We start from the raw sequence: 15,919 nt of genomic DNA on the forward strand, positions 1-15,919 counted from the left end.
CTAAACGATAACATTATGGTTGAAATAAAAGGAGTGCTAGCGCAACTAGCACGTTACTTGCTAGTGGGTGGATTTGCCTTTCTAGTGGATTTTGGGCTATTCGCTTTTTGCCTGTATGTTCTAGGCTTGCATTATCTGCTTGCGAATTTCATCGGGTTGGTTGCTGGTCTGGTACTCAACTATGCCCTTAGCGTCAGGTGGGTTTTCTCGGATTGCAAACGCAGGCTTGAAATGCGTAAGTCTGCAGAGTTTGCTGTATTCGCCGTGATTGGTTTTGCAGGTGTTGCGCTTAACGAACTGTTGATGGTTTTCCTGGTAGACTCGCTCCATGGGCAGGAAATGATTTCCAAGATGATCGCCGCGGCAGTTGTTTTGACGTGGAACTTCGGAGCGCGAAAGCTGACCTTGTTCCGAGAAAAAAAGGATTGACATGACCACTGAAAATGAATCCCCAAAAATTGCTGTCATCGCAGGTGCCGGGCCAGCAGGCTTGACGGCCGCATTGGAATTACTTCGCACCACAAATGTAAAGCCTGTAATCTTTGAAGCAGAAAATGCAATTGGCGGAATCTCTCGGACGGCTTGTTACAAAGGCAACAGGATGGATATTGGAGGCCATCGATTCTTCAGCAAGAGCGATGCTGTTATGGACTGGTGGCTGAACATTCTTCCCCTGGAATCCAAGGACGGGCCCCATCCAGAAAAAGACGATTTGGTCATGCTTTGCCGTAGCCGGCTAAGTCGCATCTTGTTCCTGCGGAAACTCTTCGACTACCCCGTAACCTTGAACGGAAATACCATTCGCGGACTCGGATTTTGGCGAATGATGAAAATTGGCCTGAGCTATCTTAAGGTGCAGTTGCTTCCTGCCCGTTCCGAAAAGAGTCTTGAAGATTTTATGATCAACCGTTTCGGCGTTGAACTTTACAGAACCTTTTTCAGGGACTACACCGAAAAGCTCTGGGGTGTTCCCTGCAATAAAATCAGCCCAGAATGGGGCGGCCAGCGCATTAAAGGGCTTTCCATTACAAAGACTGTGGTTCATGCGGTAAAGCAAATTTTCAAAAGTAATAGACACGCCATTGATAGGGATAGCGCAGATAAATTCCGTCAGAAAAATACCGAAACAAGTTTAATCGGCCAGTTCCTATATCCAAAACTTGGGCCTGGCCAGCTTTGGGAAACCGTCGCCCAGAAAATCCTTGACATGGGCGGTGAAATTGTGATGAACGCAAAGGTTGTGGGAGTAAATCGGATTGAGAACCGCGTGGTAAGTGTCGCCGTTGACAACGATCAAGGCGTCAAGACAATTCCATGCGACTATTTCCTAAGCTCCATGCCCGTGAAGGAACTGGTAACCGCCATGGATCAGCCCAAGACTTCCGTTCCCGCCGAAGTAAAGCGGGTTGCGGAAGGACTCGTCTATCGTGATTTTATGACCGTCGGTCTGCTGCTGGATAAACTTGAAATAGGAAACATAAAGGACAACTGGATTTATGTTCAGGAAAGCGATGTAAAGCTGGGTCGCATTCAGGTGTTCAACAACTGGAGTCCATATCTGGTTAGTGATCCGTCCAAGGTCTGGATTGGCCTGGAATACTTCGTTAACGAAGGCGACGAAATGTGGACAATGTCCGATGCCGACTTCATCCGGTTTGCCATTACAGAACTGGACAGGATTCATGTGGCAAAGCCGGAGTCAGTTCGCGATTCCGTTGTATTCCGCGTCAAGAAGGCTTATCCGGCCTACTTCGGAACCTATGGCGAATTCCATAAGATTCGCGAATATCTGGACAACATCGAAAACCTGTTCCTGATGGGCCGTAACGGCATGCACAAATACAACAACATGGATCACAGTATGCTGACCGCCATGGAAACCGTAAAGTGTATTCGCGAAGGCTCCGTTGACAAATCGGATCTTTGGGATGTCAATACCGAAGAAGAATATCACGAAGGCAAAAAGAAATGAAAAATGTGCTTAAGAAAATTCTTGAAAATTTTGAATTTCGTTGCATCGTCGGCATTCTTGCGTGTTTCGCATTTTTGCAATACGGGCAAATCCGTGTAGAGAATGTGATTCTTCACCAAGGAGAAAACGACGAAAAGACATCGCTGCCGATTTCCAGAAAAATGATGCAGGGCGAAAATTTTCGCGTTAGCTTTGTTATCTCAAATCCGCTAAATCTTCACTATGACCTGAATATCATCCCCGATGATTGCGCAGAATCGCTAACGATTAACAGCGCAGACATTCCTCTGTCGGATTATTCTGGCAGATGCAATTACAGCAAGGGATTTGTGCTGGCAGATTCTGTTACCGCGCCCCACCGCGTTGGCCCTAGAACGACTTATGAACTTATCCTGAAAAATGGTGGCGGACCCGGAGGAATCAATGTTTTTCCTAAGGGGACAGGCTTTACGGACGCCCTGGAAATCGTGATTGCAATCCTTGCGGGATTAGCTCTTGCATCCTTATGCAAACGCCGCAAGTGGCATTCATTTTTACTTCTTTGCGTCGTGTTCGGAGTATTCCTGCGATTTGCCATGTTCAGCGCCCTGCCCTACACTCAATTTGCAAATGATGTAGAAGGTCATTTGGCGTACATTCAGTATATTGCGGATAACCTTGCGATTCCTGCAGCGGATGAATGCTGGACCTGTTACCATCCACCAGTTTATTACACGGTGGCGGTACCTTCGCTTATTGCAAGTAGCCTGCTAGGATTTGCATCAAGTGCAGGCGTTCAGCTATTTAGTTTGGCGCTTTCAATTCTCGTATTGATTTGTGGTCTTGCCCTATTAAAAAAACTTGTGGATGGCAAAAGCCTGATTGTTGCCGCAGCCCTTTGGACGGTGTGGCCAACCTTACTTTTAGTCGCTCCAAGAATCGGGAACGATCAGATGTTCATTGCACTGCATGTTCTTTGTCTGCTTTCAGGCTTCAATTACATTAGGTATAGGAAAGGTTCGTCCCTTGTTTTCGCCGTGGTTTGCGCAGCTCTTGCAATCTGGACAAAATCCACAGGCTTTATCTCTTTGGCTCTTGTAATACTGATGGCTGTTGCAGGCTATCTCAAAAATCGTTCGCCAAAAAAAATTACACCAACCAAACCAGAAATCACAAGCTGGATTTTATTATTTCTAATCTTTGTTGGATTGGCCTTCGAAAAAATAATGGGCGAAGGAGGCCTAGTTTCCAACGCAAACAGTCTGCACTCGGGCTTGAAAGTCGGGAACGAAGCCGGAAACTATCTTTATTTTGATCTGAAGTCTTTCCTAACGGAACCTTATACCAGCGCATGGGCCAACGGTCTGGGCAGAGAATACTTTCTCAATTACGCCCTCAAATCTTCCCTGTTTGGAGAATTCAAACTTGTGGAAACCGCATTGGGTAAGACCTTGGCATCCTTCATTAGCGTGTCATTCCTGGGCTTGATCGTATTTGCGATTCGCGGCTGGTGGAATACAAAACTAGATGTTTACCATTGGATTCTTTTTATTCAGGGAATCCTGTTCTTTGCAGCATTGAGTTTCCTGCGTTACAAATATCCCTACGCCTGCAGCAACGATTTCCGCTACATCATGCCTGCGTTGTTGAGCTTTGTTCCCTATGTTGGATTGGGCATATACCAAAAAGAATTTTCCCTCAAGTGGAAAATTCTTGGTATCGCAACAGTACTTGTTTTTGTGGTATGTTCTGTGCTGCTGATGGGTTGTGTATTTGGATAGTAAAATTATATTTCACTCCATGGAACTTCGAACCCTCAAATACTTCTTAGCCGTCGCCCAGGAAGAAAGCATTTCCAAGGCGGCAAGCGACGTGCTGTTCGTTACCCAGCCAACACTTTCCCGCCAAATGCAAGAACTGGAAGAAGAGCTGGGCGTAAAGCTGTTTGCGCGTTCCAACAAGAAGACCATCCTTACCGAAGACGGCATTTTCTTCCGCAAGAGAGCCGAAGAAATCGTGGCCCTTGCAGAACGCACCGCAAACGAATTCAAGGTCGCAAGCCAACAGGAACTTACCGGCGACATTTTCGTGGGCGGTGGCGAAACCGACGGCATGCGAGTCATCGCAAAAGTCTTCAAGAAATTTAACGAAAAACATCCCCAAGTCCGTCTGAACCTTTTCAGCGGAAACGCCGCTGACGTTACCGAAAAACTGGACCAGGGCTTACTGGATTTCGGCATTCTCATCGAACCTGTAAACAAGCAGAAGTACGATTATCTCGCCCTGCAAAGCAAAGACACCTGGGGGCTCCTCGTCCGCAGAGATTCGGAACTAGCGGATCGCAAATTTATAAGGCCCGCAGACCTAACAAAAATTCCGCTGATTGTTTCTAGGCAATCCTTTAGGAGCAACGAATTTTCCGGCTGGCTGGGCCGCATTCCCCTGAATGTCATCGCCACTTACAACTTGCTCTTTAACGCATCCCTCATGGTAAAGGAAGGCGTGGGCTGTGCCCTTGGCCTAGACAAAATCATCAACACCTCTGAAGATAGCGAGCTGAAGTTCATCCCCCTGCACCCCGCCCGAGAAGTGGGTCTGGTGGCCGTCTATAAAAAGAACGCCGCCTTCAGTAAGCCGGCAGCGCTCTTCCTGGAAATGCTCAAGCAGGAACTGGAATAAATTCCAGTAGTTCTGTTATTTCAATAATTTTATTTTCTTTAGGAATGCTTCAACATCTGCTGTTTTCCCATGCTGCTGATCCAAGCCCTCTAAATGTTTTGCCTTGGGCGTCAACTCCACGATTTGATCCAGCGTCGTTTTCGCTTGCGTCGTCCACCAAGTGCAAAATGAAACAACCGTTTTCCCTTTGAATTCCCTGGAATGATTTTTCAGCCAGCGAATCATAGGCGTCGCCACAGAATCATTCCATACAGGTGTCCCAATAAAAAGAACATCGTAATTGGAGGGGGATACGGACGCAGCACCTGTTGAATCCAAAGCAAAAATTTCGCCGTCAACCTTTTCCGAAATTCTCTGTGCCAGTTTTTCTGTAGTTCCTGTTTGACTGTAATAGATGACCAGAGTTTTTGAGTTGGCGTTGCCTGAATTTGGGGCTGCACAAATTGCGACGCAAGCAAGCAAAAGAAAAATCAGTACTTTTTTCATAATCACCTCGAAAAATTACCAGTTTTCAAAACGGCGTCCCGTATCCATTTCACCAATCTTTTTCATTTCTTCAGTAGTCAATTCAAAGTCAAAGATATTGAAATCTTCTTTCAAGTATTTGAGAGAATCAATTCCCGGAATGGTGATGTAGCCAGCCTGAATATGCCAGCGCAAATCCACCTGAGCAGCGGTCTTTCCGTGAGCCTTTGCAATTTCTTTCAGCGTCGAATTGCCAAGAATTTTCTGGGTATTTCCGCGACCGCCCAATGGATAGTAGGACTCCACGACGGTACCATACTTGGCCACATATTTCTGGAATTCCGTATTCTGGTACAACGGATGATTTTCATTTTGAACAACAGCAGGTTTGATTTTCGCACCTGCGGTCACACGCTCAAATTCTTCCGCCGTATAGTAATTGGAAATTCCGATGGATCGAATTTTCCCTGCGGCAACGCCTTTTTCCAAAGCCTTGTAAACGCCATCGTCATTTGGCCCTGACTGATGAACAAGCATCAAGTCAATGTACCCCAAACCCAATGTTTCATTGGATTCGTCAATACCCTTTTCTGGATTACGGTAATAGCCAGGCATCACCTTGGTAGTCACGAAAACATCTTCGCGCTTTACAAGGCCATCCTTAATGGCACGGCGAACACCTTCACCTACACCCTTCTCGTTGCCGTAATATTCCGCCGTATCAAAAAGGCGATAGCCCATCTTGATTGCTTCATAAACAGCATCCGATGCAAAAGAATTGCTCATGGTCCAGGTTCCAAGACCAAGAACCGGCATTGAGTAGCCACTATTCAACTTGATTGTATTTGCAACGGTCACAGATTCACCTCCGCTGACCTGAGTTTCATTTTCCGCAGTTTTGGCAGCAACACTTTCGCTGGAGCAGCCCAGCAAAAACGCTACCGATACAGCTAGAAAACTTGAAAGAAAATTTTTCATATTCATAATTTAACACCTAGAGTTGACTCAATGTCAAATCATTTTTTATAAAAAAAGAAGGCAGCGAACCACCTTCTTTTCAAATGCATTTCGCAGCGGTTCAGGCCAATTACTTCAAATTAGCCTTGAAGAATTCGTCAAGCTTTGCGAAAGGAATCTTTTCCATGTTGTCGTAAAGATCCACGTGAGATGCGCCAGGAATTACCAAAAGTTCCTTGTTGGAAGGATTCGGGTTTGCCTTGATGCCTGCAGCGGGATTGCCTTCCACCATGTACTTGTAAGCATCCTTGCCGAAGTAGAAGGAATGAGCCTTGTCGCCGTGCATCACGAGAACAGCGGAACGGATTTCGTTGGTGTAACGGAGGAAGCGGGCGTTGGCATAAGCCTGGGTACCTGTTGCGTTCCAACCGTCGTTGGAATTGCCGGAACGCTTATGGTAACCACGAGGAGTCTTGTAGTAAGCGTAGTAATCCTTCACGAAATAGGGCGCATCATCCGGAAGCGGGTCCACAACGCCACCGGCACGCAGGTAGGAACCTGCGGCGCGATCCTTTACGCGCTGGGCTGCGAGAGCCTTGCGGCCTTCGTAACGGGCTTCTTCATTGTCTGCAGAATCGAAGTAACCGTTGCCGCCCACGCGAGTCATGTCGTATATGGTGCTTGCCACAGTTGCCTTGATGCGGGTGTCCGCGGCAGCAGCGTTCAGGGCGATGCCACCCCAACCGCAAATACCGATAATGCCGATGCGTTCAGCATCCACATTTTCCCGAGCGCCGAGAAAATCTACAGCGGCCATGAAGTCTTCGGTGTTAATGTCCGGAGAAGCCACGCGGCGGGGCATGCCGCTGCTTTCGCCAGTAAAGCTGGGGTCAAATGCGATGGTCAAGTAACCCTTTTCTGCCATGGTCTGTGCGTAAAGACCGCTGGACTGTTCCTTCACGGCGCCAAAGGGACCGGAAACTGCGATGGCCGGAAACTTACCATTTACAGCAAGGCTTGCATCCTTCGGGATGTACATATCGGCAGCCAAGGTGATGCCGAAGTTATTGGTGAAGGTCACCTTCTTATGATCCACCTTTTCGCTCTTGGGGAAAACCTTGTCCCATTCTTGAGTCAGTTCCAATTTTTCGTTCTGTGCCATAGCGGTCTCGTTTGCGGAGTAGTTGATAGTTGCGTTTGCAGCCTTTGCAGTCTGAGTTGCGTCGCTCTTGTCGCAGCAGGCGGTGAAAGCGGTTGCCACAGAGATTACTGCAGCAGCGGTAACAATTTTACCTAAGGAAGATTTCTTGAAATTCATATTCAATCCTATGAAGATGTTTTTGCAAGATACAATTTAGAACCCAAAAACACAATAAGCAAATACTTAATTTTTATGCTTTGCTATGCTTTTTAGGCATAACTGTATATAAAATCAAAGTATTTGCTATTTCAACGAAACAACGCTATATTTGTGACATGAAAAATTTGTTGAATTTTCTTTTTGCAGGCTTATTACTTCTGCCTTTGTACGCCTGCGCCGATTCCGGGTCAAACGCGGAACAAGGTTCAAACGAGGTTTCGGTTGTCGAAATGAACAAAATCAAAATCACCATCGGCTCTCAAGAATTCATTGCCACCCTAGCAGACAACGCCACCGCGCAAAGTTTCAAGGAAAAACTTCCCCTGACCGTTTCCATGACAGAACTTCACGGCAACGAATATTACGTCTACCTAGATTCCGGTTTCAAGACCACAGGCTACGCCCCCGACACAATCAAGAAAGGCGACATCAAGGTTTACGGTTCCGATTGCCTCGTCTTTTTCTACGAGACCTTCAGCAATCCCGGCTATAAGTACAGTGACATCGGATCCTTCGAAAATCCCGATGGTTTAAAGGATGCCCTAAAAGCTGGCGCCAAGAAAATCACAATCCAAGCATTTTAATTCGCTCAGCATTTTTCATGGAGACACGCAAATGAAAAAAGTTCTCGTTATTTCTTCCAGCCTCCGCAAGGGAAGCAACTCCGACATTCTGGCCAAGGAATTCGCAAAGGGCGCAAAAGACGCCGGCAATGAAGTGGAATACATTTCCCTACAGGGCAAGAATATCGCATTTTGCCGCGGTTGCCTCGCCTGCCAAAAGAAGGGCAAGTGCGTCATCAAGGACGACGCCAACGAAATCACTGAAAAGATGAAGAACGCCGAAGTCATCGCCTTTGCAACACCCATCTATTACTACGAAATGTGCGGTCAGCTAAAAACCATGCTGGACCGCGCTAATTCCCTTTACATTAGCGAATACAAGTTCCGCGAAATCTACCTGCTAGCCACCGCCGCAGAAAATGAAAAGACCACCCCGAAGAACGCCATAAACGGAATCAAGGGCTGGATCGCCTGTTTCGACAACGTCAAGCTGAAGGGAACCGTTTTCGCCAGTGCCTCCGAGCCCAAGGAAGCCGCAAGCAACAAGATTGCTCTCGCCGAAGCCTACAAGAAGGGATCTAAGGTCTAATGACTCTGGAAGAATTCAAAAAGGTCATGGCCTCCGGCGCGCGAATCATCGCCGGAAGTGAAACCCATTTGCTTATGCACGAAATGTCCCAGCGAGCCTTGAAAATCACTGCGGAAATCAACACAGGCTATCATGAGCCTGCCGAAATCCGCAAGCTATTCTCGGAACTGATCGGCGAGCCCATTGACGAAACTTTCGGGCTGTTCCCGCCCTTCAATACGGACTGCGGCAGAAACATCAAAATCGGCAAACGAGTGTTCATTAACGCCGGCTGCAAATTTCAGGATCAAGGAGGCATCACCATCGACGACGGCGCTCTCATCGGCCACAACGTCGTTCTCGCCACATTGAATCACGCCCCCGAACCGGATCACCGCGGAGACATGTACCCCAAGCCCATCTACATCGGAAAAAACGTGTGGATCGGTTCCAACGCCACCATTCTTCCGGGCGTCACCATCGGCGACGGAGCCATTGTCGCGGCAGGAGCCGTAGTAAACAAAGATGTCGCCCCCAACACGGTGGTAGGCGGCGTTCCTGCGAAGGTGATTAAGGAAGTGTAGTACTTGAAATCAAGAACATCGTGGAGAATCTGGCTAGCTCAGCGGCGAAACCGATCGCATTTTGCGACCAGTTCGTCGAATTCATTCTTGTTCAGCCGAATCATGAATTCTTCGGGGTTGACTTTTAACTAAAATTTTGTTAGATTACAGTTATTGGGTCCTAATAAGGTGAAAGCGGGCTTCATGCCATGCGTTTCGAAAGAAACCTAGCCTTATACAAGGGTCCATTTTTTATTTTACCATGGGATTCTTAGAAGAATAATACTTGAAATCAAGAATGTCGTGGACAATCTTGATTTTATCTTTCAAGTAATTATAGAATCGATATTCTTTTTTTTCATAAACACGCTGAATGGTCCAAAGAACATAGTCGGATGCCTGCAGCAAAGGTATTTCTGACGCTTGCTGAATAAAAATCCTTATTGAATTTTTGTTCTCGTAATGCCATTTGCTGCTGAAAGCGTCAATTGCAGAATCAATGGCACTTTGCATAGTGTCCTTGCGAACAACATTTCCCAATGAAGAAAAATAACAGTCAATTTCAGAATATAGGTGCAAACGATTTTCAAGCAGATTTTTAACCGCGTACTTGTAAATTTCTGTATTCTTGAATTCAAAACGCTTTCTGAAGAATTCCTCCCTTTTTTGGAGGACTACACAATAATAGGTGAAATCCAGATTTTTAAGCAAACGGAAAACCCTATCGCGAACTTCAGGGCAATCCTTTGCCGCATGAAAAGCGACTTTTGTTTTTTCCATAGAAGGAATTTCCCGTAAAAGTTCATCTTCACAAATTTCTTTATGCAAAGCGTTTAAAGACTTGGTTAGTCCCTTAGGATTCTTTGTTTCTAGGTAACCTACCATAAAAACCTTGCTTGCAACTCCACTTTCAACAAGGTTCACCCCATGATGACCCAGAATATTTGGATCCCCTGCCTCATCAAAATAATAATAGGCTTTCACATTCTCAGTTTCTTTCATATCGCAGAAATATACCTATTTTATTTGTTTCAAGCAAGACGGTCAAGGCTTTGCTAGTTTCAGCTAGAACAATCGCCAACACAAACAAAGTAGTATTCTTTAGCGATTTTCCATTGTTACTTTTCATTCCAACTGATGATTTCTTGTTCCAACTTTACATTGTTATCCAACATATACTGAACTGTTTCAACATACTTTCCGGATTTAATCAGGCCGTCCGCTTTAACTGTATCGTTCTCTACAAGCGTCTTACAATACCTTTCGTATTTCTTGAGCTGTTCAACGCCCATACAGAATGGTTGAAAGTCAATACCTGTTTTGTACTTAAGATTTTCTAATATCAAAAGTCCATCGGGATCTATATCACCAAAGTGGTAGAATTCCAATGTTTCATTTTGATTTTTAATTAGCTGAATAAATTTTCGTTTTGCAGTATTATGGTAGCCACTCAAATACACGAAGAAAGAATTATCATGTTGGACACGATTGAACGACGTTAAATTTTCAACCGTCATCAACTTTTTTTCAAAAATTTCAATCTTTGTTATTGAGTTCAGAATCGTAGACGGCAACGCAAGCGGTCTATCTCGTAAAACGCTTATAATATCCCCATTATCAAAGATAATCTTCGCATTACCTTTAAAATGCACATATGAAGGATTTGGATAGACGTTTAATTCTTCCAGGATTTTCTTTTCAAATTCTTTGATTTCCGATTCCTGAGAGGCTAGTTCATCAAAACATCCGCTCTCTCGTAATATCTTGCATACTTGTGATCTATAAGACTTTTCCCACACTTTCGAATCATGAGCAACTTCTATGGAAAGCTCTCGTTCAAGAATTTCTTGCTGGTTATTTAAGATATAATCAAGGAACGCTACAATAATCTTTACTGATTCAAGTGGGTATAATTCTTTCTTACCTTGATTGATTCGTTCAATTTGAACATCGCAAAAGTTTTTTATAACAGCATGTTTGTCAAGGCATGATGTGTAAAAATCTAAGGATTCCTGTAAAAGAATCTTTTTCTCCTTTACACCAAGAATATTTCTGAGTTGATTCCAGACATTTTCTTCGTCAATAGCAATGATCTTGGCAATATGATTATCTTTATAAAAGATATCTATCAAACCAGACTGCTGAAGCCCCGCAACCTCTTGCTCAAAGTTCCTAACTTCATCAAGATCAGCAAAATCATCTTCATATTTCTCAAAGATCTTAGATGGTTCTACAGCAAAAGACTGACGAACAGAATTCTCACCTTTATAGCTTTTACTGTTCTCATACTTTTTTAAAAGCTTATCAAGAATAAGTTTTTGTCGCTTGTTTAAATTCATACCGCAGACTTCCTGATACCTTCTTCTGCATAGGTGTATTTACCATCAGAATACAAAGCCACCGTATTATCAATATGGCTACCGATACTGTCTATTTTTTCTGGAGGTGCAGCATAGAATACTTGGAAATGATTTTCCTCCAGGAATTTCACCATCTGCTCAATACGTTCCTTTGACAGGGCGGAGAATGCTTCATCAATGAACGCTACACGAGCACAATTTTTTTCCTTGGGATAGAACTGCATCAAGCTGGCGGCAAGAATAATGAAGTACGGAGTTTGCTTTTCGCCACCACTTGCAGAGCCTTGCTTCTGAGAAAGGTCCATCTCTTCCCCATTTTTACGTCGGATGCTCATGTCATATACAAAATAGTTTCTATAGTCAGAGTATTCCATTTCATCAGAACCTTGTTGTAGAATATCGTCTAGGAATTTCTGCACATCTGCGTTAAACTTATCCTGAGAAACCTTCATCGGATTGAAAAAATCCTGATTGATATAGCTTTCAAGATTATTACAAATATCAAAGAAAATTTTTCGGTCTGGTCTTTCTTCCATTTTGAATTGATAAAAATCAATACCAAAAGGAATCTTCTTCAGTTCCTTATTGATAATATCAATTTCCTCTCTAGCTTTTTCGATATTTTCCTTTAATTCTGCAATAAAATCATAAAGGAATGCTTTTTGAAGTTTTTTCTGAGCTTCATCAAGTTTATTTTGAGCTTCATCAAGTTTTGCGTTGGCAATATCGCGATATTCTTCACGATAGAACCAGATGTAAGCAACACCACGTTCGTTCAAATCCTTTCCAGCAAGTTTATTGTATTCAAGTTGAATGTTTTCAAGAGTTTTTTCTTTATCATTCAAATCAGATACTGCATTTTTCACCGTCTTCTCAGCAATGACTAAAACACTATTTTGTTGTTTTGCCATCTGGGCATACGTTTCAAACATTTCTTGTTCAAGTTCAAGATTTGCTTTTACTAACCCCTGGTAATCATTCATTCGATTCTCAATACTTTGAATCAAATTCACAATACTCTTATTATTGCTAATCTGAGAAGCTTTATTACCACCTAATTTTTCGCTCAACTCATCACTTGATTCTTTAAGCTCAGAGACCCTTTTCTCTGCCATTTCAATTTCTTGCATGGCACGAAGCATTTCGGGACTTTTCTTGAGGGATTCAATTTCGTCAGCAATTTGTCCAAGTTTATTTTTCAGCAATTGGAATTTTTCTACAGCCTCAAAATCATATTCCTCAGGATCCCATTCAATGTTGTTTAGCAAGCGAAGTAATTGACTTAAGGAACTAATTTTATCACAAGTTCTTTGCAGACTTGCAGAAACCTGTTCTTTATCCCTCTCTTTTATCTTCAATTGCATTTCAATAGCATTTTTTCCCAGGCAGGGAACAATATCACTGGTTTTCATTAGAGATGCTGCATAGCTCTTAGCCAGCATACCATCCGTCATTAAGCCACCCTTTGGGTAATCATGAAGTTCTTCGATGGTATGGCAAAGATGAATTCCATTCAGCAAATGATTGGCATACTTTCGAGCAGCCTTGTTCTTGATTTCAAGAATTTCCGCAGCAGAATCCTTTTCTATGTCACTATCCGGAATTTTATCGGATAAAACAACATTAGCATTAGTGAGCTTTTTCTCCTTAAGAATTCTCAAGGCAACATCACAATATTCGTCATCAACAATCAAGTAATAACGTTTACGACCAAGAAACGTTTCAATAGCTAAGCGCCAGCTTTCATCCTTGATTTCCTCCACTAATTCGGCAAAAAAGCGAACTTCAGACTTTATGGAGCGGCTATTAAATTCTTCCTGAATAGAGCATTTTGCATTTTCAGCATCTTTTGGGAAAATAACTTTCTTAGCCTGTAAATCCTTGATATTCCGTTCAATCTCAGCAAGAGTTTTCTTACACTCATCTCTTCTATCTTCTAAACGAACCTTATTTGCGGTATACTCTTCACTAACAGTTTGAATTTGATCTCCTAATTCAATAAATCGAGTCTGCTTTTCAGAAGCATCAATTCCATCTTCCGCTAGATTCTTAAGTATTTCTTGAGATTCTTTAGAAACCGAAATGTCATTTTCAATTTGAGGAAGCAATTGTGTAATAGTAACCTGAAGATTTTTTAGAGCCGCAATAGAGGTTTCACATTCCTTAATCTTTTCTTTGCAATTCTTCAATTCTTCATTTTTACTACCTAGCGAATCACTAAGGGTTCTATTGGAATCCTTAACTTTAGTACGACTTTCGCGTGCGGTTTCTAATTCAGTTTCAACAGTTTTCTTCTGTGACTCCAATTGTCCCTGTTCAAGTACTAGCGTCTTCGACAGAAGTTCGCGCTTTTCCAAATCCTGTTTATCTTTTTGAAGGAACTGGTAACTAAACATCATCTTACGAATATTCATGTATTTCAATTGTTTTTCGTAAGCCGTAGTAGCAACTTCAATTTTTTCTAGAAGTTCCTTACGTTTTTTGTTATTCTCCAACATCTGAAGTGCTTCAGAATAGTGGTTTTTCTGCTCCCTCAAAGACTGCAAAGAGTTAACGTCGTTCTGAACGAGTACAGAGTCCTTCACAAACTTTTCAACATTCTTTTCTGGCTTGAAAGCCATCATCTTTAAGATTTTTTCGACATACTTCTTAAAGTCACCATCACTTATTCGAAGGCCTAAAGCTCTTGCAATTGCAGGTTTGGCCTTTTCTCGGCCAAGCATCTCCGAAGCCTTTACAGGAATCCCCTTTCTAGTAAGATTCTTTCCGCTAGCAATGCTTAATCTTCCATTTTCAACAGATCTAAAGTTAAAATCCTCGATTTTAGCATTCTGGAAGATAAACCATTTTGATTCCGCAGAATCCTGTGCAGACCGGGATTCAATATTCACTCCAACGACAAAATCGCCTTCTGTAGGAGAATTGAATTCCATGACAATATAACTGACAACGGCATCTTTTCTAAGATATCGATCAGAACCATTTGTCTTACGGTCGCCATGGATATAAGCATTTACCGTTCGTTCTTTGTCATCGGCAGCACGATTAAACTGAGTATTTGCAAACAACAAATAAGACATGGCATCAAGAATTGTAGTCTTTCCTGTGCCATTAACACCCGTAAATAGGGTTGAACTACCTAATTCAATGCAAACATTCTGAAAACAAGACCAGTTTAATAGAAGAAGTTTCTTTGCGGTTTTACGGAATTCCATGATTATTCCTCCTCCCCTTCTGCATCAAAGTTATCTTCTACAACATCTTCGTTTTGAGGACCGGCATTCAACATTTTTTCGCGAACACCAGCGACAAATGTGGCGAATTCAGATTCATCTAAAGCGAATTGAATCGACGGATAAAGAACAATCACACGTTCATTATCCGCAGCATTCCAATTGACAAAAATCAAATTATATCTTGCAAAAAGTTGCAACGCTGTTTTAAGATTGCTCTTAATATCAAAAGCACCCTTAAACTCAAACTTCTCCAATTCCGCATTCAGTTCTGGGAAAGTCGTCGTAATTTGCTTGGAAAGTGATCCTGATTGAATCTTGTCCATATACAAGGTCCACAAACAGCAAAGAATGATGCTCTGGAATTTATTGAATTTTTGCGGCTCTTCATCAACATGTGTGGGTGGCTTCGCCACCCTTTTTTGTTGACTTTCGCCTAAATTAAACAAAAAATGGGCTCTTCATCAACATGTGTGGGTGGCTTCGCCACCTTTTTTTGTTGACTTTCGCCTAAATCAAACAAAAAAAATGGGCTATTTTCTAAAATTTAATCGCCAAAAAAAACAGAAGAAAAAGCCCATGTCAAAATTATACAAATCCATCTTCAATGTCAACGGCTGTTCAGTCGTCAAGCAGGAGCAAACCGACACCACGGTCACCATCACGGTAAGACTCACCAAGGGCAACGCCAGCAGGTGCGGCTGTTGTGGGCGAAAAGGGAAGCTCTACGACAACGGCCGGGAACAGAGGGTATGGCGGACGCTCGATCTCGGCACGAAGATGGGCTTCATCAGGATGGACACCTACAGGGTGAAGTGCAGGAAGTGCGGCGTAAAAACCGTGAAGGTGCCGTGGGCAAGCCACAGGTCTGGCTTCACCGACGCCTTCGAGCAGCAGGTCGCATGGGCCGTATGCAGCATGTCGAAAAAGGCTGTTGCAAAGCAGCTACGCATCGCCTGGAATACCGTGGGAGAAATCGTCGACCGCGTATGGGAACGCCTGGACACAAGGCCTATCAAGGCAGGCTGCATCTTCAGGCGCATAGGCATCGACGAGACCAGCTACAAGAAAGGGCACAAGTACATAACGGTGGTCGTGGATCACGACAGGCGCTGCGTGATCTGGGTGCACGAGGGCTACGGGAAGGAGGTGCTGGACATCTTCATGAGGGATCTCAGCGAAGAGCAGCGCAAGGGCGTGGAGCTTGTGACTTGTGATGG

At 43.6% G+C, this 15,919-nt stretch carries 15 protein-coding genes; 8 read left to right on the plus strand and 7 right to left on the minus strand.

Translation table 11 applies throughout. From position 1 onward, the window contains the following. Positions 1–15: 15 nt before the first annotated feature. The 4 genes from MMG03_RS01125 to MMG03_RS01140 are packed head-to-tail and all read left to right on the plus strand — an operon-like array spanning position 16 to position 4,630. The gene (locus MMG03_RS01125; RefSeq protein ID WP_249505429.1) at positions 16–429 is read left to right on the plus strand and encodes a GtrA family protein; all 414 of its coding nucleotides are present in this window, start codon (positions 16–18) and stop codon (positions 427–429) included. Between the two features lies 1 nt (position 430). Further along, positions 431–1,972, plus strand: a complete 1,542-nt coding sequence (locus MMG03_RS01130; RefSeq protein ID WP_249505430.1) for an NAD(P)/FAD-dependent oxidoreductase — start codon at positions 431–433, stop codon at positions 1,970–1,972. Continuing rightward, the gene (locus MMG03_RS01135) at positions 1,969–3,732 is read left to right on the plus strand and encodes a glycosyltransferase family 39 protein (protein WP_088658866.1); all 1,764 of its coding nucleotides are present in this window, start codon (positions 1,969–1,971) and stop codon (positions 3,730–3,732) included. The genes MMG03_RS01130 and MMG03_RS01135 overlap by 4 nt, the downstream gene beginning before the upstream one ends. Before the next feature lie 19 nt (positions 3,733–3,751). Continuing rightward, the gene (locus MMG03_RS01140; RefSeq protein WP_073283290.1) at positions 3,752–4,630 is read left to right on the plus strand and encodes a LysR family transcriptional regulator; all 879 of its coding nucleotides are present in this window, start codon (positions 3,752–3,754) and stop codon (positions 4,628–4,630) included. A gap of 15 nt (positions 4,631–4,645) precedes the next feature. On the opposite strand, the gene MMG03_RS01145 is transcribed toward MMG03_RS01140, so the two are convergent. The 3 genes from MMG03_RS01145 to MMG03_RS01155 form a co-directional block, all read right to left on the minus strand. Next, entirely contained in the window at positions 4,646–5,116 is a 471-nt protein-coding gene (locus MMG03_RS01145) for a flavodoxin (protein ID WP_073283293.1), read from the minus strand. Between the two features lie 15 nt (positions 5,117–5,131). Further along, on the minus strand, positions 5,132–6,073 hold the full coding sequence (locus MMG03_RS01150; RefSeq protein ID WP_083539626.1) for an aldo/keto reductase: 942 nt from the start codon (positions 6,071–6,073) through the stop codon (positions 5,132–5,134). 109 nt (positions 6,074–6,182) lie between these two features. Then, positions 6,183–7,214, minus strand: a complete 1,032-nt coding sequence (locus MMG03_RS01155; protein WP_073283602.1) for an alpha/beta hydrolase — start codon at positions 7,212–7,214, stop codon at positions 6,183–6,185. A gap of 428 nt (positions 7,215–7,642) precedes the next feature. Here MMG03_RS01155 and MMG03_RS01160 point away from each other — a divergent pair, with 428 nt between their 5' ends. Genes MMG03_RS01160 through MMG03_RS15965 form a run of 3 tightly spaced genes read left to right on the plus strand, consistent with a single transcriptional unit; the run spans position 7,643 to position 9,127 of the window. Continuing rightward, a complete protein-coding gene (locus MMG03_RS01160; protein ID WP_158535529.1) occupies positions 7,643–7,996 on the plus strand; it encodes a cyclophilin-like fold protein in 354 nt (117 codons plus the stop codon). A gap of 31 nt (positions 7,997–8,027) precedes the next feature. After that, entirely contained in the window at positions 8,028–8,564 is a 537-nt protein-coding gene (locus tag MMG03_RS01165; RefSeq protein ID WP_249505431.1) for a flavodoxin family protein, read from the plus strand. Beyond that, complete coding sequence (locus MMG03_RS15965) at positions 8,564–9,127, plus strand: sugar O-acetyltransferase (RefSeq protein WP_275976864.1); 564 nt, start codon at positions 8,564–8,566, stop codon at positions 9,125–9,127. The genes MMG03_RS01165 and MMG03_RS15965 overlap by 1 nt, the downstream gene beginning before the upstream one ends. A gap of 231 nt (positions 9,128–9,358) precedes the next feature. Here MMG03_RS15965 and MMG03_RS01175 read toward each other — a convergent pair whose 3' ends face one another. The 4 genes from MMG03_RS01175 to MMG03_RS01190 all read right to left on the minus strand — a co-directional run bounded on the left by MMG03_RS01175 (position 9,359) and on the right by MMG03_RS01190 (position 15,115). Further along, positions 9,359–10,108 carry a DUF3800 domain-containing protein gene (locus tag MMG03_RS01175; RefSeq protein WP_073161578.1) on the minus strand — a complete coding sequence of 250 codons (750 nt, stop codon included), beginning with the start codon at positions 10,106–10,108 and terminating at the stop codon, positions 9,359–9,361. A gap of 116 nt (positions 10,109–10,224) precedes the next feature. Next, positions 10,225–11,445 (minus strand): Wadjet anti-phage system protein JetD domain-containing protein, encoded by a 1,221-nt coding sequence (locus MMG03_RS01180; protein WP_073233344.1) that lies wholly within the window; start codon positions 11,443–11,445, stop codon positions 10,225–10,227. Continuing rightward, positions 11,442–14,681, minus strand: coding sequence for an SbcC/MukB-like Walker B domain-containing protein (locus MMG03_RS01185; RefSeq protein ID WP_249505432.1), 3,240 nt, complete (start codon positions 14,679–14,681; stop codon positions 11,442–11,444). The genes MMG03_RS01180 and MMG03_RS01185 overlap by 4 nt, the downstream gene beginning before the upstream one ends. A gap of 2 nt (positions 14,682–14,683) precedes the next feature. Further along, on the minus strand, positions 14,684–15,115 hold the full coding sequence (locus MMG03_RS01190; protein WP_346348697.1) for a DUF4194 domain-containing protein: 432 nt from the start codon (positions 15,113–15,115) through the stop codon (positions 14,684–14,686). A 163-nt stretch (positions 15,116–15,278) separates the two neighbouring features. On the opposite strand from MMG03_RS01190, the gene MMG03_RS01195 reads away from it, so the two are divergent. Further along, the coding region (locus MMG03_RS01195; RefSeq protein ID WP_249505434.1) for a helix-turn-helix domain-containing protein at positions 15,279–15,919 on the plus strand (641 nt) is incomplete at its 3' end.

Source organism: Fibrobacter sp. HC4, from assembly GCF_023373925.1.
GTDB lineage: Bacteria > Fibrobacterota > Fibrobacteria > Fibrobacterales > Fibrobacteraceae > Fibrobacter.

Coding starts and splice junctions, on each gene's coding strand:
- MMG03_RS01125 (WP_249505429.1), top strand. CDS start 16: ATGGTTGAAATAAAAGGAGTGCTAGCGCAACTAGCACGTTACTTGCTA.
- MMG03_RS01130 (WP_249505430.1), top strand. CDS start 431: ATGACCACTGAAAATGAATCCCCAAAAATTGCTGTCATCGCAGGTGCC.
- MMG03_RS01135 (WP_088658866.1), top strand. CDS start 1,969: ATGAAAAATGTGCTTAAGAAAATTCTTGAAAATTTTGAATTTCGTTGC.
- MMG03_RS01140 (WP_073283290.1), top strand. CDS start 3,752: ATGGAACTTCGAACCCTCAAATACTTCTTAGCCGTCGCCCAGGAAGAA.
- MMG03_RS01145 (WP_073283293.1), bottom strand. CDS start 5,116: ATGAAAAAAGTACTGATTTTTCTTTTGCTTGCTTGCGTCGCAATTTGT.
- MMG03_RS01150 (WP_083539626.1), bottom strand. CDS start 6,073: ATGAAAAATTTTCTTTCAAGTTTTCTAGCTGTATCGGTAGCGTTTTTG.
- MMG03_RS01155 (WP_073283602.1), bottom strand. CDS start 7,214: ATGGCACAGAACGAAAAATTGGAACTGACTCAAGAATGGGACAAGGTT.
- MMG03_RS01160 (WP_158535529.1), top strand. CDS start 7,643: ATGAACAAAATCAAAATCACCATCGGCTCTCAAGAATTCATTGCCACC.
- MMG03_RS01165 (WP_249505431.1), top strand. CDS start 8,028: ATGAAAAAAGTTCTCGTTATTTCTTCCAGCCTCCGCAAGGGAAGCAAC.
- MMG03_RS15965 (WP_275976864.1), top strand. CDS start 8,564: ATGACTCTGGAAGAATTCAAAAAGGTCATGGCCTCCGGCGCGCGAATC.
- MMG03_RS01175 (WP_073161578.1), bottom strand. CDS start 10,108: ATGAAAGAAACTGAGAATGTGAAAGCCTATTATTATTTTGATGAGGCA.
- MMG03_RS01180 (WP_073233344.1), bottom strand. CDS start 11,445: ATGAATTTAAACAAGCGACAAAAACTTATTCTTGATAAGCTTTTAAAA.
- MMG03_RS01185 (WP_249505432.1), bottom strand. CDS start 14,681: ATGGAATTCCGTAAAACCGCAAAGAAACTTCTTCTATTAAACTGGTCT.